The sequence below is a fragment of the Bradyrhizobium sp. SZCCHNRI1009 genome, from assembly GCF_032487575.1.
Taxonomy (GTDB): domain Bacteria; phylum Pseudomonadota; class Alphaproteobacteria; order Rhizobiales; family Xanthobacteraceae; genus Bradyrhizobium.
Genome location: NZ_JAUEUL010000001.1, coordinates 1 through 20326, shown reverse-complemented (window position 1 = coordinate 20326; position 20326 = coordinate 1). Strand labels below are relative to the sequence as shown.

At 65.9% G+C, this 20326-nt stretch carries 19 protein-coding genes; 13 read left to right on the top strand and 6 right to left on the bottom strand.

What is annotated here, in order from left to right; all coding sequences use genetic code 11:
* The first annotated feature begins 8 nt into the window (after positions 1 to 8).
* The 6 genes from QX010_RS00095 (at position 9) to QX010_RS00070 (ending at position 6512) form a co-directional block, all read left to right on the top strand.
* A complete protein-coding gene (locus QX010_RS00095) occupies positions 9 to 1121 on the top strand; it encodes a hypothetical protein (RefSeq protein WP_316176893.1) in 1113 nt (370 codons plus the stop codon).
* 297 nt (positions 1122 to 1418) lie between these two features.
* Positions 1419 to 2336: an ABC transporter permease subunit gene (locus QX010_RS00090; protein ID WP_315801143.1), complete on the top strand. Its 918-nt coding sequence runs from the start codon at positions 1419 to 1421 to the stop codon at positions 2334 to 2336.
* Between the two features lie 13 nt (positions 2337 to 2349).
* Positions 2350 to 3678 carry a high-affinity branched-chain amino acid ABC transporter permease LivM gene (gene livM, locus QX010_RS00085; RefSeq protein ID WP_315801144.1) on the top strand — a complete coding sequence of 443 codons (1329 nt, stop codon included), beginning with the start codon at positions 2350 to 2352 and terminating at the stop codon, positions 3676 to 3678.
* A complete protein-coding gene (locus tag QX010_RS00080) occupies positions 3675 to 4508 on the top strand; it encodes an ABC transporter ATP-binding protein (RefSeq protein ID WP_315801145.1) in 834 nt (277 codons plus the stop codon). The genes livM and QX010_RS00080 overlap by 4 nt, the downstream gene beginning before the upstream one ends.
* The gene (locus QX010_RS00075; RefSeq protein ID WP_315801146.1) at positions 4505 to 5236 is read left to right on the top strand and encodes an ABC transporter ATP-binding protein; all 732 of its coding nucleotides are present in this window, start codon (positions 4505 to 4507) and stop codon (positions 5234 to 5236) included. The genes QX010_RS00080 and QX010_RS00075 overlap by 4 nt, the downstream gene beginning before the upstream one ends.
* 157 nt (positions 5237 to 5393) lie before the next feature.
* On the top strand, positions 5394 to 6512 hold the full coding sequence (locus QX010_RS00070) for a branched-chain amino acid ABC transporter substrate-binding protein (RefSeq protein WP_315714776.1): 1119 nt from the start codon (positions 5394 to 5396) through the stop codon (positions 6510 to 6512).
* A 124-nt stretch (positions 6513 to 6636) separates the two neighbouring features.
* On the opposite strand, the gene QX010_RS00065 is transcribed toward QX010_RS00070, so the two are convergent.
* Positions 6637 to 7038, bottom strand: coding sequence for a response regulator (locus QX010_RS00065; protein ID WP_315801147.1), 402 nt, complete (start codon positions 7036 to 7038; stop codon positions 6637 to 6639).
* Between the two features lie 236 nt (positions 7039 to 7274).
* On the opposite strand from QX010_RS00065, the gene QX010_RS00060 reads away from it, so the two are divergent.
* Both QX010_RS00060 and QX010_RS00055 read left to right on the top strand, forming a co-directional pair.
* Positions 7275 to 10049, top strand: coding sequence for a PAS domain S-box protein (locus QX010_RS00060; protein WP_316176891.1), 2775 nt, complete (start codon positions 7275 to 7277; stop codon positions 10047 to 10049).
* Positions 10050 to 10126: 77 nt separating this feature from the next.
* Complete coding sequence (locus QX010_RS00055; RefSeq protein ID WP_316176890.1) at positions 10127 to 11125, top strand: P1 family peptidase; 999 nt, start codon at positions 10127 to 10129, stop codon at positions 11123 to 11125.
* A 2-nt stretch (positions 11126 to 11127) separates the two neighbouring features.
* On the opposite strand, the gene QX010_RS00050 is transcribed toward QX010_RS00055, so the two are convergent.
* Positions 11128 to 11901 (bottom strand): EF-hand domain-containing protein, encoded by a 774-nt coding sequence (locus tag QX010_RS00050; RefSeq protein ID WP_316176888.1) that lies wholly within the window; start codon positions 11899 to 11901, stop codon positions 11128 to 11130.
* Between the two features lie 229 nt (positions 11902 to 12130).
* Here QX010_RS00050 and rpe point away from each other — a divergent pair, with 229 nt between their 5' ends.
* The 3 genes from rpe to QX010_RS00035 are packed head-to-tail and all read left to right on the top strand — an operon-like array spanning position 12131 to position 14209.
* Positions 12131 to 12832: a ribulose-phosphate 3-epimerase gene (gene rpe, locus QX010_RS00045; protein WP_315801151.1), complete on the top strand. Its 702-nt coding sequence runs from the start codon at positions 12131 to 12133 to the stop codon at positions 12830 to 12832.
* A gap of 15 nt (positions 12833 to 12847) precedes the next feature.
* Positions 12848 to 13333 (top strand): ureidoglycolate lyase, encoded by a 486-nt coding sequence (locus QX010_RS00040; RefSeq protein WP_316176886.1) that lies wholly within the window; start codon positions 12848 to 12850, stop codon positions 13331 to 13333.
* Positions 13334 to 13378: 45 nt separating this feature from the next.
* Positions 13379 to 14209 (top strand): bifunctional allantoicase/(S)-ureidoglycine aminohydrolase, encoded by an 831-nt coding sequence (locus tag QX010_RS00035; protein ID WP_316176884.1) that lies wholly within the window; start codon positions 13379 to 13381, stop codon positions 14207 to 14209.
* An 86-nt stretch (positions 14210 to 14295) separates the two neighbouring features.
* Here the strand turns inward: QX010_RS00035 and QX010_RS00030 are convergent, their stop codons facing one another.
* Both QX010_RS00030 and QX010_RS00025 read right to left on the bottom strand, forming a co-directional pair.
* Positions 14296 to 15753, bottom strand: a complete 1458-nt coding sequence (locus QX010_RS00030) for a bifunctional serine/threonine-protein kinase/universal stress protein (RefSeq protein ID WP_316176882.1) — start codon at positions 15751 to 15753, stop codon at positions 14296 to 14298.
* Between the two features lie 3 nt (positions 15754 to 15756).
* Entirely contained in the window at positions 15757 to 16497 is a 741-nt protein-coding gene (locus QX010_RS00025; RefSeq protein WP_316176881.1) for a metallophosphoesterase family protein, read from the bottom strand.
* 619 nt (positions 16498 to 17116) lie between these two features.
* Between QX010_RS00025 and QX010_RS00020 the strand changes: the two genes are divergently transcribed.
* Entirely contained in the window at positions 17117 to 17347 is a 231-nt protein-coding gene (locus QX010_RS00020) for a hypothetical protein (RefSeq protein ID WP_315801156.1), read from the top strand.
* Positions 17348 to 17458: 111 nt separating this feature from the next.
* On the opposite strand, the gene QX010_RS00015 is transcribed toward QX010_RS00020, so the two are convergent.
* On the bottom strand, positions 17459 to 18349 hold the full coding sequence (locus tag QX010_RS00015; protein ID WP_316176878.1) for a LysR family transcriptional regulator: 891 nt from the start codon (positions 18347 to 18349) through the stop codon (positions 17459 to 17461).
* Between the two features lie 99 nt (positions 18350 to 18448).
* On the opposite strand from QX010_RS00015, the gene QX010_RS00010 reads away from it, so the two are divergent.
* Positions 18449 to 19168: an SDR family oxidoreductase gene (locus QX010_RS00010; protein WP_410051403.1), complete on the top strand. Its 720-nt coding sequence runs from the start codon at positions 18449 to 18451 to the stop codon at positions 19166 to 19168.
* Between the two features lie 13 nt (positions 19169 to 19181).
* On the opposite strand, the gene QX010_RS00005 is transcribed toward QX010_RS00010, so the two are convergent.
* Positions 19182 to 20120, bottom strand: a complete 939-nt coding sequence (locus tag QX010_RS00005; RefSeq protein WP_316176873.1) for a S1/P1 nuclease — start codon at positions 20118 to 20120, stop codon at positions 19182 to 19184.
* Between the last annotated feature and the right edge of the window lie 206 nt (positions 20121 to 20326).

Genomic DNA, 20326 nt, shown 5'->3' with positions numbered 1-20326 from the left:
AGAACACGATGACCAGGCGACGGTGGAGCTTACAGACTACGGTGTTCCTCGGCGGCGCGACGCTGATCCTCGTGACGGCGCTGGCCGTGGCCATTCTCTATTCGGCGTCTCTGCAGCGGCGCGGCGAGGAACTCGCGATCGAGCAGTTGAGGACCCGCGGTGAGCTCAGCACAAACCTGCTGGCGCGACAGATGTACGGCACGTGGAGCGACGTGTCGCGGCTCGCCGCGATCATCGACCCAGCCGACGTCGCCGAGGCGCGCCGACAGATCCAGTTCGTGAGCGAGCTCGAGCCGCGCTATGCCTGGCTAGGCATCGCCGACCCCGGCGGCAAGGTGATCGCGAGCAAGGACCGGATGCTGGAAGGACGAAGCGTGGCCGACATGCGCTGGTTCCGGCAGGGTCTCGGGACGCCGACGGCTGTCGATGCCCACGAGTCGGAGGCGCTAGACCGGTTGTCGCAGACCGCTTCGGGATCGTACCGCTTCATTGCCATGTCGGCTCCGCTGATGCGCGACGGCACTCCCGGCGGCGTCATCGGGGCTCAAGTCGATTGGAAATGGGTGATCGAATCCGTCGCGGCGCTGGCGTCGCGCAACATAGACCTGGTGTTGCTGTCGCGCGAAAGTATCGTGCTGTTCGGGCCGCCGGATCTCGTCGGCAATCAACTGACGATCGGCTCGGCGCAGGCCGCAAGCCGCGGGGCCTCGGTCGCGCTCATCGAGCGATGGCCCGACGACAAGGACTATTTCACCGTCACCATCCCCACCGTGGGCTACGCCGATCTGCCGAGCTTCGGCTGGTCCGTCCTGGTCCGGCAGGACGCCGTTGCCGCGATGGCCCCGACCCGCCAGTTGGTGCGCTCGTTCTGGTTCAATGTTGCCGGCGGCGTGTTCTCGATTCTGGTCCTGCTCAATTTCGCCGCGCAATGGGTGGCGACGCCGATGCGCCGTCTCGCCCAGGGCGCCGAGACCATGGTGAAAGATCCGTTCTCCGGCCTGCTGGCTCGGGAAACCCGGTACGACGAGGCGACGCGGCTGCGCGACGCCCTGGTCCGGCTTCAGTCGAAGCTGATGGGGAAAGTGCCTGGGCCGCCGGAAGACAGCGGTAGCGGCATATAGCGGCGCCGCAACCAGTGCGAGACCCCCCCTTTTCGGCGCTCGGTGCTGGGTTCCCTGGCGTTCGTTTGATGGCGACGGCCGGCCCCGAGGAAGGCAGGGGGAACCGCGCCATCAAAGGAGGCGGGATAAGCCCGCAATTGTGGCACTGCACGCTGTTGCGGCACCCGGTTCCTAGCTGTTAGTACTGCCGCACGCGTCGCCTTGGGCGCGGGTGCATCTCCAGGCATACCAGCACCCGCTCTGCAAGGCCCCCGCCGCGTTGCGAACCGGTATCGGCAGTCTCACCCACGGCAGTTCATGGATTATTTCGCGCAACAGCTCATCAACGGCCTCGTCCTCGGCTCGATCTACGGCCTGATCGCCATCGGCTACACCATGGTTTACGGCATCGTCGGCATGATCAATTTCGCCCATGGCGACATCTTCATGATCGGTGGCTTCATCGCGCTGATCTCCTTCCTGGTGCTGGTATCGCTGGGCCTGACTGCGGTTCCGGTGATCCTGCTGATCGTGCTGCTGGTGTCGATGGCCATCACGGCGCTCTATGGCTGGACCATCGAACGCGTCGCCTATCGCCCGCTGCGGCACTCGTTCCGCCTGGCGCCCATGCTGTCCGCCATCGGCATGTCGTTCGTGCTCACCAACTATTCGCAGGTGTCGCAGGGCGCGCGCGTCAAGCCGGTGCCGCCGATCATCACCGGCGGCTACACGCTGCACGAGGGCGCGAGCGGCTTCGTCGTCCAGCTCTCCAACATCCAGATCGTGGTGGTCATCACCACCATCGTTCTACTGGCGCTGTTCACCTGGCTGGTATCCCGCACGCGGCTCGGCCGCGACATGCGCGCCTGCGAGCAGGATCAGACCATGGCGGCACTGCTCGGCGTCGACGTCGACCGCACGATCTCGATGACCTTCGTGATCGGCGCGGCGCTCGCTGCCGTCGCCGGCATGATGTACCTGCTGTATTACGGCCTGGTCGATTTCTTCATGGGCTTCGTCGCCGGCATCAAGGCGTTCACGGCGGCGGTGCTCGGCGGCATCGGCTCGCTGCCGGGTGCGATGCTCGGCGGCCTCGCGATCGGACTTATCGAGACGTTCTGGTCGGCCTATTTTTCCGTGGAGTACAAGGACGTCGCGGCGTTCTCGATCCTGATCGTGGTGCTGATCTTCCTGCCGACCGGCCTGCTCGGCCGGCCCGAAGTCGAAAAAGTCTGAAGATGGAGTCCGCGTGAGCGCGTCCCTTCCCGCCTCGTCGAAAGGCTCCGAACCGGTTGGAGCCGCCTTCATCCTCAGGAAGGCCTTTCTCAGCGCACTGGTCGCTCTCGGCCTGTTCTCCCTGATGGTCGGCGTCCGCACCGAAGCGGGCCAGAGCGGCCAGCTCGTATACTGGACCCGCTTCGGCGACCTCGCCAGCCTGGTTGCGGCGGTGTTCGTCGGCTCGATCGTGGTCGAGCTGCTGCGGCTATGGCTCGGACCGCGCGGCGGCCTCGGCAGCTTCGTTCCGCCGTCCGTGCAGAGCGGCATGTCGGTCGCCGGCCGCTATCTCGCGCCGGCGCTGCTGATCTTCACCCTCCTGGTGCCGGTGATCTTCTACAATCAGCGTTACATCCTCGACCTCGGCATTTTGGTCCTCACCTACGTCATGCTGGGTTGGGGCCTCAACGTCGTGGTCGGTCTCGCCGGCCTGCTCGACCTCGGCTACGTCGCGTTCTACGCCGTCGGCGCCTATTCCTACGGCCTGCTCTCGACCACCTTCGGCCTGTCGTTCTGGATCTGCCTGCCGCTCGCCGGCATCCTCGCCGCATTCTGGGGCGTGCTGCTCGGCTTTCCGGTGCTGCGGCTGCGCGGTGACTACCTCGCCATCGTCACCCTGGCCTTTGGCGAGATCATCCGCCTTGTCCTCATCAACTGGCAGGACGTGACCGGCGGTCCCAACGGCGTCTCCGGGATTCCGCGACCGACGTTGTTCGGCATTCCGCTCACACCGGGCGAAGGCGGCCTTGCGTCGATGCTCGGCATCCCGTTCTCGCCGACGCATCGCATCGTCTTCCTGTTCTATCTGATCCTGGCGCTGGCGCTCTTGACCAACTGGGTCACCATCCGGCTGCGCCGGCTGCCGATCGGCCGCGCCTGGGAAGCGCTGCGCGAGGACGAGGTCGCCTGCCGCGCGCTCGGCATCAACATCACCACCACCAAGCTGACCGCATTTGCGACCGGCGCGATGTTCGGCGGTTTCGCCGGCGCCTTCTTCGCGACGCGCCAGGGCTTCATCAGCCCGGAATCCTTCACCTTCCAGGAATCGGCGCTGGTGCTCGCCATCGTCGTGCTCGGCGGCATGGGATCGCAGCTCGGCGTGGCGCTGGCGGCGCTCGCCATGATCGGCGGCTTCGAGCTGTTCAGAAGCCTCGAGGACTACCGCATGCTGGTGTTCGGTCTCGCCATGGTGCTGGTGATGATCTGGCGTCCCCGCGGCATTGTCGGCCATCGCGCGCCGACCGTATTCCTGGAAAAATCCAAGAGCATCTCTTCGGACCTCGTCAAGGAAGGCCACGGATGAGCTCCGCTCCCATTCTCGCACTCGAAAACCTCACCATGCGCTTCGGCGGCATCGTCGCCGTCAATGCGCTGTCGTTCACCGCACAACGCACGCAGATCACGGCCCTGATCGGCCCCAACGGCGCCGGCAAGACCACCGTGTTCAACTGCATCACCGGCTTCTACAAGCCGACCTCCGGCGTCATCCGCCTGACCCATGATGACGGCGCGCAGTTCGAGATGCAGAAGCTGAAGGACTTCAACATCTCCAAACAGGCCAAGGTGGCGCGGACGTTCCAAAACATCCGGCTGTTTCCGGGCATGACGGCGCTCGAGAACCTGATGGTCGCGCAGCACAACGCGCTGATGCGCGCGTCCGGCATGACGCTGCTCGGCCTGCTCGGCGTGCCCTCGTGGCGCGCGGCCGAGCAGAGCGCGATCGACAATGCGGTGTTCTGGCTGAAGCGCGTCGGTCTGATCGACCGCGCCGACGACGCGGCCGGCAATCTGGCCTATGGCGACCAGCGCCGGCTGGAGATCGCGCGTGCGATGTGCACCTCGCCGGCCCTGCTCTGCCTCGACGAACCGGCCGCCGGCCTCAACGCGCGGGAGAGTGCGGCGCTGAGCGAGTTGCTGCTGTCGATCCGGGCCGATCACGCCACGTCGATCCTGCTGATCGAGCACGACATGAGCGTCGTCATGGAAATCTCCGACCGCGTCGTCGTGATGGACTACGGCGTCAAGATCGCCGAGGGCACGCCGCGCGAGATCCGCGACGACCCGAAGGTCATCGCCGCCTATCTCGGCACCGATGAGGAAGAGGCCGCAGCCGTGATGGAGGCCGAGGCGTGAGTGCGTCCCTGCTCGCGATCCGCAATCTTCGCGCGTCCTACGGCAAGATCGAAGCGCTGAAAGGCGTCGATCTCGACATCAAGCCCGGCGAGATCGTCGCGCTGATCGGCGCCAACGGCGCCGGCAAGTCGACGCTGATGATGTCGATCTTCGGCCGCCCGCGCGCGAGCTCCGGGCACATCGTCTATGACGGCAACGACATCACGCAGGTGCCGACGCATCAGATCGCGCGGCTGCGCATCGCACAGTCGCCCGAGGGACGCCGCATCTTTCCGCGCATGAGCGTGGCGGAAAACCTGCAGATGGGCGCCGATGCCGGCGAGACGACCGACGCCGAGCGGGCCGCCACGCTGGAGCGCGTCTTCGCGCTGTTTCCCCGGCTGAAGGAGCGCATGGACCAGCGCGGCGGCACGCTGTCCGGCGGCGAGCAGCAGATGCTTGCGATCGGGCGCGCGCTGATGAGCCGGCCCCGCCTGCTGCTTCTGGATGAGCCCTCGCTCGGCTTGGCGCCGCTGATCGCCCGCCAGATTTTCGACGCCATTCGGACACTCAACCGCCAGGACGGCCTCACCGTGCTGATCGTCGAGCAGAACGCCAATCATGCGCTGAAGCTCGCCCATCGCGGCTACGTACTGGTCAACGGCATGATTACGCTGTCGGGCACCGGCACCGAGCTGCTGCAGCGGCCGGAGATCCGCGCCGCCTATCTTGAGGGCGGCCGCCACTGAGGCGGGCCCTCAAAACCCGGCCAGAATGGCCTTAGTCCTTCGTAGGTGTGGTCAAAAATTGCCGGTGACTTCGCCGGAAAATCAGCCACAATGCGCGCGGTCTGCGGCCCGCCGTTCGGGCCGTTCCGTGTCGACCTACCCCCCGCGAGGATTTCTCATGAAACCACTCAAACTCATCGGCTTGGCCCTGGGCGCATCGCTGGCGCTCTCGACCGCAGCTTTCGCCGAAGACATCAACATCGCCGTGGCCGGCCCCATGACCGGCAGTGAATCGGCCTTCGGCCGCCAGATGCAGAACGGCGCCGAGATGGCGGTGGCCGACCTCAACGCCGCCGGCGGCGTGCTCGGCAAGAAGCTCGCACTGCAGGTGGGTGACGATGCCTGCGATCCGAAGCAGGCACGCTCGGTTGCCGAAAAGCTCGCCGGCTCCGGCATTCCGTTCGTCGCCGGCCATTTCTGCTCGTCGTCGTCGATCCCGGCCTCCGAGGCCTATGCCGACAGCAACGTCCTGCAGATCACGCCCGCCTCGACCAACCCGCTGTTCACCGAGCGCAAGCTGTGGAACGTGGCGCGCGTCTGCGGCCGCGACGATCAGCAGGGTCTCGTCGCCGCCAACTACATCGCGAAGAACTTCAAGGGCAAGAACATCGCGATCCTCAATGACAAGACCACCTACGGCAAGGGTCTCGCTGACGAGACCAAGAAGGCGCTGAACAAGGCCGGCGTCACCGAGAAGATGTTCGAGTCCTACAACAAGGGCGACAAGGACTTCAACGCGATCGTCTCCCGCTTGAAGCGTGACAACATCGATCTCGTGTATGTCGGCGGCTATCATCAGGAAGCCGGCCTCATCCTGCGCCAGATGCGCGACCAGGGTCTCAAGACCATCCTGATGGCGGGCGACGCGATGAACGACAAGGAGTTCGCCTCGATCACCGGTCCTGCCGCGGAAGGCACGCTGTTCACCTTCGGCCCCGAGCCGCGCAACAAGCCGAGCGCGAAGGCGATCGTCGACAAGTTCAAGGCCAAGAACATCGATCCCGAGGGCTACACGCTCTACACCTACGCCGCGATCCAGGTCTGGTCGCAGGCGGTGAAGAAGGCCAATACCACCGACGCCAAGAAGGTGATGGACACCATCAAGGCCGGCGAGTGGGACACGGTGCTTGGCAAGCTCGGCTTCGACGCCAAGGGCGACATCAAGCAGATCGACTACGTCGTCTACAAATGGGACGCCAAGGGCGGCTACGCCGAGCTCGGCGGCAAGGGATCCTGATAGGAACTCCCGCTTCGACCATCAGCTGGATGCAAACGCCCCGGTCATCGACCGGGGCGTTTTGTCGAAGCGCCTGAAGGAAATTGCGAAACTCCGTCATACGGAGAGAAAGTAGCAGGCCCGCTCAGCCGGCACAGGCCGAAAGCGATGCGGCCCCCTTCGCCGCGACTGCCGACCGGGCCGTTTCGACGGCGCGCATCAGCTCCGCCGGGCGGAACGGTTTCTGCAAGTACACGACACGGGTCAGCTCGTCCGACATCGACGCGCCATCGAAGGCGTTCATGCCGGAGACGGCGACCACCGGCACGTCGGGAACCAGCGCACGCATGCTACCGATGAGATCGAGCCCATTGGAATCATCGAGATAGATGTCGACGATGGCCGCATCGAATGCCTGGTCGCGGAACAGCTGCAGTCCGGACGCGGCGGTTCCCGCTTCGACCACGTCGAACTGATTGACGCGCAGCACCATGGAGATCATGGCGCGCACATCCTTCTGATCGTCGACCACCAGAATCCGTGGCATCAACTTCTCCAGAATTTTTCCGTTGGACAGCCTACAACATCGAAGGAAATCGAGCACAACTACCGGTATATTTATCTCATTAGCGGTAAAGGTGCAGTTACTTCTACTATCGACTCATTCTACAGAACGTCTCGATCTGGTACCATACAACCTTCATTAGAACATTGATTTTTATCGCGCACAAGTGGTGGCCGCCGCGTTTTGCACGTTGGCTCTGTTGCGCAGGATTCCTGGAGATGCAGAGCATCGAGGATCATCGCGAAGTCCTTCTGTCGACGTCCACCGCGACGCGCCGAGACCAGATCGCAGCATTGGCTGCGATTGCGATCTCGACCCTGCTGTTTGCCGCTGCCGCTCCCTTTGCAAAGGTGCAGTTGCCGGCAGTGCCTGCGTTCGTCGCGAGCTACCAATCGGCGTTGGCGCTAAACGATCTCATCACTGCGTTCCTGCTGTTCTCCCAGTTCGTGCTGCTGCGCTCCCGACCACTGCTGTGGCTGGCCTCCGGTTACCTGTTCACCGCGCCGGCGTCGCTGCTGCATACGCTGGTGTTTCCGGGGCTGTATTCTCACAGCGGCCTGCTCGACGCAGGGCCGCAGACCGCGGTGTGGATCTACATGATCTGGCACGGCGCGTTCCCGCTGTTCGTTCTCGCCTATGCGCTGCACGACCGTGTCCATCCGACACCCGTCAAATCCGTCGCGCTGTCGCTGTCGGTCGCCACTCTCGGCGTGGCGATCGCGCTTGCGGCACTGACCTGGGCGGTGATCGCCCATGATGCAGCGCTGCCCGCGCTCGTCCGCGCCGACGCTGCCACGCCGGCATTGAAGATCGTGGTCGGCGCCATCTGGTGCGTGACGTCGGCTGCCCTGCTCGTGCTGGCGCTGCGCCGGCCGCACAGCATTCTCGACCTCTGGGTCATGGTGGTGCTGTGCGCCTGGCTGTTCGATCTCTCGCTCTCCTCGCTGCTCAACGCCGCCCGATTCGACCTCGGCTACTACGCAGGGCGCATCTACGGCCTGCTGGCAGCGAGCTTCGTGCTTGGCGTCCTGCTCGCGGACAATGTCAGTCTGCAGGCAAGACTCACGCGGCTGTTGCAACGGCAGCGCCGCGAGAGCGAGAGCGAGCGGGCACGCTTCATCGCGCGCGAGCGGCTGTTCAGCGCCGTGGTGGAATCCTCCAGCGACGCCATCATCACGCTGACGCTGCAGGGCAAGATCACATCATGGAACCGCGCTGCCGAACACCTGTTCGGATATCGCGCAGACGAGGCGCTTGGCCACGACATCGGCCTGATCGTGCCCGCGGAACGACGCAGTGAGGTCGATCGCATCCTGAGCCGGATCGGGGACGGCGAGAACATCGAGCATCACGAGACGATCCGCCGCCACAAGGACGGCCACGAGATCGAAGTGTCGCTCGGCGTGTCCCCGATTCTCGACGCGCGTGGCGCGGTCGTCGGCGCCTCCAAGGTCGCGCGCGACATCACCGAGAGCAAGCGCACCCGAACCGCCCTGACCCGTGAGACCGAGGAGCGCCGCCGCATCTTCGAGACCTCGCAGGACCTGATCCTGGTGGCCAACTCCTACGGGCAATTGATGCAGGTCAGCCCGAGCGCGATGGACGTGCTCGGCTACCGGCCGGAGGAGATGGTCGGCCGCAATGCCAGCGACTTCGTCTATCCGCCCGAGCTCGAGGCGGTCCGTAGCCAGATGCGCGCCTGCCGCCGCGGCCGCGACGTCCACAATTTCGAGGCGCAGCTCCTGCACAAGGAAGGCCGCGGCGTCGTCCTGAACTGGATGGCTAGCTGGTCGGACCCGGTGCAGCGCCACTTCTTCGTCGGCCGCGACCTCACCGAGAAGCGCGCCGCTGAGGCGCAATTCCGCCAGGCGCAGAAGATGGAGGCGGTCGGGCAGCTCACCGGCGGCGTCGCCCACGACTTCAACAACATCCTCACCGTCATCACCGGCAGCATCGGCATTCTTGCCGACGCCGTGTCCGACCGGCCGGAGCTCGCCTCCGTCGCCAAGCTGATCGACGACTCCGCCGACCGCGGCGCGCAGCTCACGCGGCAGTTGCTGGCCTTCGCCCGCAAGCAGCCGCTGCAGCCGACGGATCTCGACGTCAACGCGCTGTTGAACGAGACCGCAGCCTTGCTGCAGCCGACGCTCGGCGCGCAGATCGAGATCGAGCGCACGCTCAGCTCCGATCCATGTACCGCACTGGCCGATCCGAACCAGCTCGCCACCGCGATCGTCAACCTCGCGCTCAATGCACGCGATGCGATGCCGCAGGGCGGCAAGCTGACGCTGGAAACGGCCAACGTCGCGCTCGACCAGGACTATGCCGACGCCCATAGCGAGGTTGCCGTCGGCGATTACGTGATGATCGCCGTCAGCGATACCGGCTGCGGCATCCCGCCCGCCTATCTCGAGAAGGTGTTCGATCCGTTCTTCTCGACCAAGGGCACCGGCAAGGGCACGGGCCTCGGCCTCAGCATGGTGTTCGGCTTCGTCAAGCAGTCGGGCGGCCATATCAAGATCTATAGCGAGGTCGGCCACGGCACCTCGATCAAGCTGTATCTGCCGCACTCGGCGTCCGCTCCAGCCGCCAGCGCGGGCCTGCAGGCGCCGGACGCGCGCGGCGGCAACGAGACGATCCTGATCGTGGAGGACGATCCGCTGGTACGCCAGCACGTGATCGCCCAGGTCGGCAGCCTCGGCTACACCACCCTGGCCGCAGCCAATGCCGCCGAGGCGCTCGACGTGCTGGAGCGCCATCCGGAGATCGACCTGCTGTTCACCGACGTCATCATGCCCGGCGCCATGAACGGCCGACAGCTCGCCGATGCCGCCCGCGCGCGGCGGCCGTCGCTGCGGACGCTGTTCACCTCGGGCTATACCGAGAATGCGATCGTGCATCACGGCCGCCTCGACGCCGGCGTGCTGCTGCTGCCCAAGCCCTACCGCAAGCCCGAGCTCGCACGCATGATCCGCATCGCGCTGGAGCGATGAAGCAGCGCGCTGTTGCATTGAGCCGCCGCGTCGGCCGCGCTATCCATCCGGCATCATCACCTGCAGCGAGGGCGACCGTGCAGAACCTCCTCACCGACATCCCTGGCGTGCGCGTGGGACACGCCGATGACGCGGCGCTCGCATCCGGCGTCACCGCGATCCTGTTCGATCAGCCGGCGGTCGCCGCGATCGACATCCGCGGCGGCGGGCCTGGGGTGCGCGAGGACGCTCTGCTCGATCCTGCGAATACCGTGGAACGGGTCGACGCCATTGCCCTGTCGGGCGGCTCGGCGTTCGGGCTGGAGGCCGCGAGCGGCATCCAGGCCTGGCTGGCCGAACAGGGGCGCGGCTTTGCCGTGCGCGACGCGCTGATCCCGATCGTCCCCGGTGCGATCATGTTCGACCTCTTGAACGGCGGCAACAAGGCCTGGGGTCGCTACGCGCCCTATCGCGAGCTCGGCTACGCAGCCGCAGCGGCGGCCAACACGACCTTCGCGCTCGGCAGCGTCGGTGCCGGGCTCGGCGCCACCACCGCCAACCTGCAGGGCGGACTTGGCTCGGCGTCAGCGACGACGACAGGCGGCATCAAGGTCGCGGCCGTCGCGGTCGTGAATGCGGTCGGCAGCGTCACGGTCGGCGACGGTCCGTGGTTCTGGGCAGCGCCGTACGAGGTCGACGGCGAGTTCGGCGGCCGCGGCCTGCCGGCCGCCTTCACGCCGGACATGCTGGCGATGCGCATCAAGGGCGGCCCGGCGGCGTCGGCCTCCGAGAACACCACGATCAGCCTCGTCGTGACCGACGCCGTCCTGACCAAGGCGCAGGCCAAGCGGCTCGCGATGATGGCGCAGACCGGCATGGCGCGTGCGATCTATCCGGTGCATCTGCCGCTCGACGGCGACATCGTGTTCGCGGCGGCGACCTGCGCCAGGCCGATCGAGCCGCTGGTCGAGCTGAGCGAGCTCGGCATGGTCGCGGCCAACGTCCTGGCGCGCGCGATCGCCCGCGGCGTCTATCACGCGAGGCCGCTGCCCTTCGCCGGCGCGCTGCCGTCCTGGCAAGGCCGCTTCGGCAGCTGAGCCTACGCGCTGACCGCGGTCGTTGAAGTCGTGGAGGCCGACAGCATGTTGGACTGCCGCTGGATCAGCTTCTCGATCATGTTGTAGGACGAGGTCGCAGCGCTGGACGCGGTGGTGGCCGCCGGCGTCGTCAGCGTCACCTTCGAGCCATCCGCGTAGGTGATCGTGGTGGTGGTCGACCCGTCGCTGTTGGTGGACGAGGAGCTCGAGGCGCCCGACAGCGCCTGCATCAGCGCATCCGCTCCTGCTCCCGACGAATTGCCGCTGCTGCCCGACCCGCCAGAGCCGGCCTGATGACGATGATGGCCACGACCGCTGCCCGCGCCCTTCAGCGCCGATGTCAGCTCGTCCATGCTGACACTGCCGTCGCCGTTGCTGTCGAGCTTGCCGAACACCTTGTCGGCATTCGCAAGGTTGGTGCCGCCGGCGCCGAGCGCAGTCTCGAATTCCGACTTCGTGATCTGCCCGTCGCCGTCGCCGTCGATCTGCGAGAACAGGTCCTGCAGCGGATTGGCGCTCGAGCTCGCGCTCGACGTCGTGCCAGACTGGCTCTGCGCCGCCAGCAGCGCGTTCATCGTCTCCGGCGCGATCTGCCCCGAGCTGCTGCTGCCGGAGCTCGACCACGGGGCGAAATTGCCGGAACTGCCCGCGTTGCCGCCGCTGAGGCTGAACAGCCCGCCGCCAGCATTGCCCGATTTGCCGGAACCGGACTTGGTGGATCCCAGCGACTGCAGTCCATCCAGGACCGACGCCGCGGCCCCCAGTGCAAACCACATGGTGAAACTCCGAGAAGGCCGCAGCGAACGGCGGCGACATGCGAACGTCCGCTCTCCTCGCAATCGCCATGCCATCGCCAAACTGCTGATATGTCCGGACATTTCGCGATGTTGCGGATGCCCCAACCCGGCACTTCATGCCGCGCCCGGCAGATTTTTCCTGCTCGCGTTGCCGGACTGGCCCCTGCATGATACGGCGACAATCCCGATCGCACTGGAACAGCCGTCCATGACCCAGCCCTTCACGCCGCGTCCGCTCGTCATCGCGCCTTCGATCCTGGCGTCGGATTTCTCCAAGCTCGGCGAGGAGGTTCGCGCCGTCGATGCCGCCGGGGCCGACTGGATCCATCTCGACGTCATGGACGGCCATTTCGTGCCGAACATTTCCTACGGCCCTGACGTCATCAAGGCGCTGCGCCCGCACACCACCAAGATCTTCGACGCGCATCTGATGATCACGCCCTGCGATCCCTATCTCGAAGCCTTTGCCAAGGCCGGCTGCGACCACATCACGGTCCATGCCGAGGCCGGCCCGCATCTGCATCGCTCGCTGCAGGCGATCCGCGCGCTCGGCAAGAAGGCCGGCGTCTCGCTCAACCCGTCGACGCCGCTCAATGTCATCGAATACGTGCTCGACCTCGTCGACCTCGTGCTGATCATGTCGGTCAATCCCGGCTTCGGCGGCCAGGCCTTCATCCCCTCGGCGATCGGCAAGATCCAGGATCTGCGGGCGATGACCGCCGGCCGGCCGATCGATATCGAGGTCGATGGCGGCGTCGGCCGCGACAATGCCGGCGCGCTCGCCGCCGCCGGCGCCAACGCCTTTGTCGCAGGCTCCGCCGTGTTCAAGGGCGGCACGGAGGAGGCCTATCGCAGCAACATCGCCGCGATCCGCAGCGCCGCCACGTTGGCGCGCGGCGAAGCGATCTGAGGCACGCGAGGCGGGATGCACACGCTCACGCCGCAGCCGCTGGCGAAAGCCGCGTTCGCCGCCTTCGGCGACGTCGTCGAGACCGATGGCGCCCAGCCCATCGACATCAACCAGGGCTTTGCCCGCCGCTGCAACGGCCTCGCCGCCATCGACGTCACCTCGGGCGGCGTCGACGTCAATATCAGCCTGTTCGAGGCCAAGCCGCGGCCGCTCCCGATCGAGATCAGGCTGATGGAGCGGCATCCGCTCGGCACCCAGTTGTTCATGCCACTGCAGGACCGGCCTTGGCTGGTGCTGGTCTGCGCCGATCCGCGGGATCCCGCGAGCTACCGCGCCTTCGCCGCCAGCGGACGCCAGGGCGTGAACTACGCGCGCAACGTCTGGCATCATCCGCTGCTGGTGCTCGACGAGGCCTCGCGCTTCATGGTGGTCGACCGCATGAGTCCCGACAATCTCGAGGAGCTGTGGCTCGACCAGCCGCTGTTCCTGAGCATCCCCTGAATCATGGCGCGCGGGCGTGCCGATCCGCGCGCAGGAGAGACGACGATGGACAAGCCGAACTACTTCGTGCCGCAGGGCGGCCACCCGCCGCAGACCGATCTTCTCACCGGACGCGCCGTGTTCACCGAGGCCTACGCCGTGATCCCGAAGGGCGTGATGCGCGACATCGTCACCTCGGCGCTGCCGTTCTGGGACAAGACCCGGACCTGGGTGATCGCGCGTCCCCTCTCCGGCTTCTCGGAGACGTTCTCGCAATACATCGTCGAGGTGTCGCCCGGCGGCGGCAGCACCCAGCCGGAGCCTGATCCCGAGGCCGAAGGCGTGCTGTTCGTCGTCGGGGGCGAGATCGCGCTGACCATCGCCGGCACCGAGCATCGCTTGGGCAAGGGCGGCTACGCCTTCCTGCCGCCCTCCTGCAAGTGGACGCTGAAGAACGCCAGCGCGGCGCCCGCGACCTTCCACTGGATCCGCAAGGCCTATGAGGCCGTCCCCGGCATCCCCGCGCCGGACGCCTTCGTCACCAACGAGGCGACGACTGCGCCCGTCGGGATGCCCGGCACGGACGGCCGCTGGGCCACCACGCGCTTCGTCGATCCGCTCGACGTCCGCCACGACATGCACGTCAACATCGTCACCTTCGAGCCCGGCGCCGTGATCCCGTTCCTGGAGACGCATGTGATGGAGCACGGACTCTACGTGCTCGAGGGCAAGGCCGTCTACAAGCTCAACCGCGACTGGGTCGAGGTCGAGGCCGGCGACTTCATGTGGCTGCGCGCGTTCTGCCCTCAGGCCTGCTACGCCGGCGGCCCCGGCCGCTTCCGCTATCTGCTCTACAAGGACGCCAACCGCCACATGAAGCTGCGCCCGTTCCGGTGAGGGGCGCGGGCCCGCGAATGCTCCGGCAACGCCGGACCTCGTAGGACGCGCGATCGGAACCGGACTTCTATCTCAACTCTAACGTCTCACGTCCCCGATACGGCCTTGCCCGGCGCGTCGTCATCCTCATCATCCGCCTCTCGCGCGGCGTGGCGTGTGCGGACGACGGTGACAGTGCAGCCCGCCTCCGCGGCGACCTTCGCCGAGACGCTGCCGAGCAGCGAACGCAGCACCGAATCGCGACGGGCGCCGATGATGATGTGGTCGACCTGGTTGGCCTCGGCGAACTCGATGATGGTGGCGGCCGGATCGACGGCCTCCAGCACATGCACCGTCAGCCGGCTGGCGTCGAGCTTGAGCGGCGTCGCCCAGTGCTTCAGCGCGACCATGCGGTCGATGTGCTTGTTGTTGCCCTCCTCGTCCAGGGTGCGGTCGATGGTGAGGCGCCCGAGCTTCAGCACGTTGACGCAGGCGAGCCGCGCCGCAGGCAAGGTCGCGAGGATGCGCTGCGCGGTGAGCCGCAGCGCGCCGTTGAGCTCCTCGCCGCCTTCCGCGGTGTCGATCGCGACCGCCACGATCGGACTGGAGGCGATCTGCACCGCGACATCGGATGCTTTCTGTTCCGGCTGCACCAGGCCGCGGTTGAAGCGGCGCCGCCACACGGTCGTGATCGGATCGCGCTTGACCTTCTCCGCGCGCGCCGTGAGCTTGACCTGGTCGGGATGGCCGAGATCGAAGGCAAGCTGCGCCGCGGTCGGGTAGCGCCAGACCGGCTCGATCTCCAGGCAGCGCAGCACGATCTCCTGCAGCCACGGTGGATAGTCCGGCTTCAATTGCCGCGGCGGATAGGGATCTCGCCAGAGACGCCGGCGCATGCCCCGCAGCGTCTCGGTCTCGCCGAACGGCCGCACGCCGGTGGTGAAGAAGTAGAGCAGCACGCCGAGCGAAAAGATGTCGCTGCGCGGATCGCTGCGCGTGCCCATCATGCGCTCGGGCGCCATGTAGGGCGCCGTGCCGTAAGGCAGGCGGAACTCCTCCTGCAAGAGATCCGGCAAGTGCTTGTGGCAGGACAGGCCGTAGTCGATCAGCACCGCCTCCCCTGACGGCCGGAACATGATGCTGGAGGGCTTGATGTCGTGATGGATGACGTGCTGCCGGTGAATATCGGCGAGCGCAGTCGCGATCTTCGCAACCAGCACCCGCGCCTCCTCGTAAGCCAGCGGCAGCTCGGGCAGCCGCTTGTACAGCGTTTCGCCCGGAATCTGCTCGATCACGACATAGGCCTGGGTGGCGAAATCGCCGGTGCCGAAACAAGCCGGCACATGCGGCCCGGACAGTTTCGGCAGGATCATCTGCTCCATCTCGAAGCTGACGATCGCCGCGGGGTCCTCGCCCTCGGAGACGCGCGGCACCTTCATCAGGATGGGCCGGTCGATGTCCGGATGGGTGACGCTCCACAGCGTCGCCATGCCGCCGGAATGCACACATTCGCCGACCGTGAAGCCGTCGATCACGACGCCCGGCTGAAGTTTCGCTCTTGGCATGCTCTACCGCCCCATCGAGAGCCGCTGCGCCAGCCAGGGCGGCAGGCCGTTGTCGCGAATGCGCTGCGCCGCCGCGTCGACGTCATAGGGCACGCGGCAATAGGTCAGCTCGCGGGTCTTGGTGTCGAAGGTCACGAACGACGCGGCCGGATCGCCGTCGCGCGGCTGGCCGACCGAGCCGACCACGGCCAGCCATTGCCGGCCGCGCAACAGCTGAATGGGCATGTTGGCGGTCGGGGTGAAGCTCGTCATCTTGGCGGTGGCGGACATCGAATATAGCGCCGGACGGTGGATGTGGCCGCAGAACGTCACCTGCGCCTCGGTCGCGATCATGCTGCGCGCGGCATCGGCCGACGACTGCACATAGCGCCAGCGCGGCGGGCTGGACGCCTCCGCATGCACGAACAACCGGTCGTCGTCACCGATGCTCATCGGCAGCTCGGCGAGAAAGTGGCGCTGCTCGGCGCTGAGCCGGCCGCGCGTCCACTCCATCGCCGCCTGCGCCTCGGCATTCATGCTTTCGCTCGCCGTCGAGACGGCATTGTCGTGGTTGCCGCGCACCGCCAGCCCGCCCTCAGCGACGATCTCCATGACGGTGTCGACCGACCATTCCGGATCGGCGCCATAGCCGACGATGTCGCCGAGACAGATGAGACGATCCGCGCCACGGGCACGCGCCGCCTCCAGGCAGGCCGCAAAGGCCTGCCGATTGGCATGGATATCGGTGAAGATCGCAAGCAGCACGCTGTTCCTCCCGGTTCAACCGTACAAGTGGGCTTCGCACGGAATTTGAGCAACATCAAACCAGGCGGATCGGAGCTAGGAGTTTTTCGGCGCGGCCGATCCATCGGCGTCACGACGTCGCGTTCTCGCGGCGGACCTCGCCCGAGCTGTGCGATCGCTGTGCCCCATCGAACGAGCGAGAGGGCGCGGGGAATGCCGGGTGAAGGCCTCACCCATGGCCCGCCTGCAGAAAAAAAGCAGGCGGCAGTCACCACAGGTTCAGCCGAACATCCGGCATTCCCCGCGCGACGGTTTTAACGCTTATATCGTGATCTCCCCGGGGACCGGCTTGTTGACCCCGTCATTGACGCAGCGCGCGAGCGCTGGCGTCAGCTTGACCTCGGCACCGGGAGGCCAGGACGACACGACTTCACGTCCGCAGGCCAAGCGCTCGTCTCACGCTAGCCCAGCGTCCATCGCTTCCCCGCCCCACGTGTCGTGACGATCGCGCGCTACGCCCCTCTGCTCGGGACGGGATGATAGCGTATAGCATGATTTCTGAAAAAATGAAATAGATTTCTTGGATGGCGCTTGCTACACGGCGAAATCCGTTCCCGCGTCTCACGCTCCGGAATAACCGATGATTATCGCTGTTTGGAACGAAGTACTTGGTGGTGTCGATCTGATGGTCGATACCGACGGCGTCGATGTGTTGATAGATCAATTGACTAGACTTAAGACGCAAAACAGAAATCACCTGCATATTTATGATGTCGGGCTGACATCTCCTTGGGGACACAAGCAGGTTGCCAAGCAGATCGTCATCAATTGGATTGGCGAACCTGACCTCTTTGAGGAGGAGGAGTCGTAGTCCGTGTGCCCACGCCGGAAGCGGCAGTCGAGTGTCTCACGCGCTCTGTCGGTGAACCCGGATATCGCTTTCGCTCTTCCGGGCTACACGATGATGAAGACCTCGCTGCTGTCATAGTCCCCGCCTCGCATGGTCGATGAGCGCGCGGAGCTTGGGCGCCAAGTTCCGGCGCCTTGGAAAGTACAGGTAGAATCCGGCAAACGGCGCGGAAAAGCTTTCGAGCAGCGGCACCAGTTCGCCACGCGCGACGTAGGGCTGGAACGTCTCCTCCATGCCGAAGGTGATGCCGCCGCCCGCGCATGCGGTGCGGATCATCAACGACATGTCGTTGGTCGTCAGGCTGGGCTTCACCTCGACATTGAAGTCCCTGCCCGCTTCGGTGAACTCCCAGCGATAGGGCGCGACCAGCGGCGCGGGCCGCCAGCCGATGCAGGCATGATGAATCAGGTCGCGCGGGTGCGCCGGCGCGCTGTGTTCTTCCAGATAGCTCGGTGCGGCGAAGGCCAGCTGCCTCTGATCTCCGGACACCGGGACAGCGATCATGTCCTGCGCGATGACTTCTCCGAGGCGCACCCCCGCGTCGTAGTGCTCGGCGACGATGTCGAAGGTGTCGTCGGTGATGGTGATGTCCAGTTCGATCGCGGGATAGGTTTGCATGAACGAGGCCAGCAAGGGCCCGGAGAGGAAGCGTTCGGCGATGGAGGACACGGCCAGCCTCAGCAGGCCGGACGGCGGCCCGGCCTTGTCGCCGATCTGCTCGGCGGCGGCATTCAGCGCGCCGATCGCCGGCGCGACGTCCGCATAGAAACGGCGTCCCGCCTCGGTCAGGCTGAAGCTGCGGGTCGTCCGGCTGACCAGGGAAATCCCGAGATGGTCTTCCAGCCTGCCCATGGCCTGGCTGACGGCAGACCGCGTCACGCCCAGACGGTCCGCGGCAAGGCGGAAGCTGCCGGCATCGGCGACCGCCACGAACAGCTCGATCATGTTCTTGTCGATCCGCATTGGTTAGACACGCTTACCACCGAGACAATTATTGGGCAAATTGTCGTGACAATGCCGGCAAACTAGCTTCCGTCCGTCACCAACCGACGGGAGTTGAACATGGACAAGGTCATCCTGATTACCGGGGCTTCGAGCGGCATTGGCGCTGGGATCGCACGCGAGCTGGCCGCCACGGGCGCGCGGCTGCTGCTGGGCGCGCGCCGCCTGGATCGCCTGGAGGCGCTGGCCGCCGAGCTGCGCGCGGCCGGCCAAACCGCCGAGGTTCGGGCGCTGGATGTGACCAAGCGCGCCGATGTCGCGGCCTTTACCGAGGCTGCGCGCGCATTGTGGGGGCACGTGGACGTCATGATCAACAATGCCGGCATCATGCCGCTCTCGCCGATGGCCTCACTGAAGGTCGGCGAGTGGGATCGCATGGTCGACGTCAACATCAAGGGCGTGCTGAACGGCATCGCGGCGGTGTTGCCCGGCATGCTGGCCCGCGGCTCCGGACACATCATCAACATCGCCTCGATCGGCGCTCTGCAGGTGGTGCCGACCGCCGCCGTCTACTGCGCGACCAAGCACGCCGTGCGGGCGATCTCGGACGGGCTCCGGCAGGAAAATGACAAGCTGCGCGTCACCTGCATCCATCCGGGCGTGGTCGAGAGCGAACTCGCCAGCACCATCACGGACGAGACCGCAGCCGAGATGATGCGCAGCTACCGCGCGATTGCCCTGCAGCCGGACGCGATCGGCCGCGCCGTGCGCTATGCCATCCAGCAACCCGACGATGTCGACGTCAACGAGATCGTCGTTCGTCCGACGCGGGCGCCGTGAGGCGCAGGCGGCTCTACCGCAACACCACCTCGAGAAGGTTGGCGAGCCGCGCAGCGGCGAGCGCGGCCTGCTTGCGGGCAAGGTCGCGGGCGTTGGTCTCGTACTCGCGGGTCAATTCGACCGGCTGCTTGTCCGTGCGAACGGGAGCGGCATAGGCCACCGTCTTGGCGAGATCGAAGCTCTCTTGCGCCCACACCGCGGGGTCGATGATCTGCGCCTTGCCAGCGTCGGGCATGACGGTCGACAGGCCTCCGCGCTGGTCGGCGTCGAAGATCGCGCCGAACACGGTCGAATAGCCGCCGAAGATGCCGTCCCAATAGGCGTGCAGATTCTGCGTCTCGCCGTTGGCGGCGATCACCTGCTCCTCATTGCCGCCGCGGTCGCCGCCTTTGTCGGGAAGCGCGGACGAATAGCGGGCGATGGCGTGCAGCGGCTGGTGCAGATCGCCGACGAGGTGGATGCTCCAGCTGAGGCTGTACGAACGCAGCGGCTCCGAGGCGTCGGTGTTCGCCGGCAGCTTGGCGATCATCAGCTTGAGCTGCGACACCGCATCCACAGCATCAGGGCGCGGCAGCGGCGTGTCGTCGGCCGAGAACAGCGCGTCCTTGTAGTGCCAGTACTGATGCTTGAGGTGGCCGTACGGCACCAGCTGCTTCGCTGTCGAATCCGTCACCTGATCGTCGTAATAGTCCGGCTTCATCTTGATGTCGTCCGGCCAGGTCGCCGCATGCACGAAAGCGTATAGTTTCTCCTGTCCCGCAGGCGCGCCGGCAACCCAGCTGGGGTAGTCGGGATTGAGCTTGAGCAGCGCATCGGCCCGGTCCCGCGTCGCCGGGGATAGCTTCTTGTAGGCCAGATAGGCGATCTGCATGTGGCCCTCGTCCCACCAGGCCAGAGCCGGTCCGGCCGGCCACAACATCAGGGCCAAAAACGCAATCATCAGCTTACGCATCGCGAAGTCCCCCTCGAGATTCAATCAACAAATGAAACGCGCATTCGGCTGGATTACTAGACGATCCCGAGCCTAGCTTGAATGGAAAAAGTTGGCAATTTCACCGCTTGCGCCGCGGTCATTTTCCGCCGTCATTGCGAGCGCAGTGTTTAGCCCGGAGACATAGCTTACACCTGTTCGGGGACATGGTTGACACTTTTGGGGTC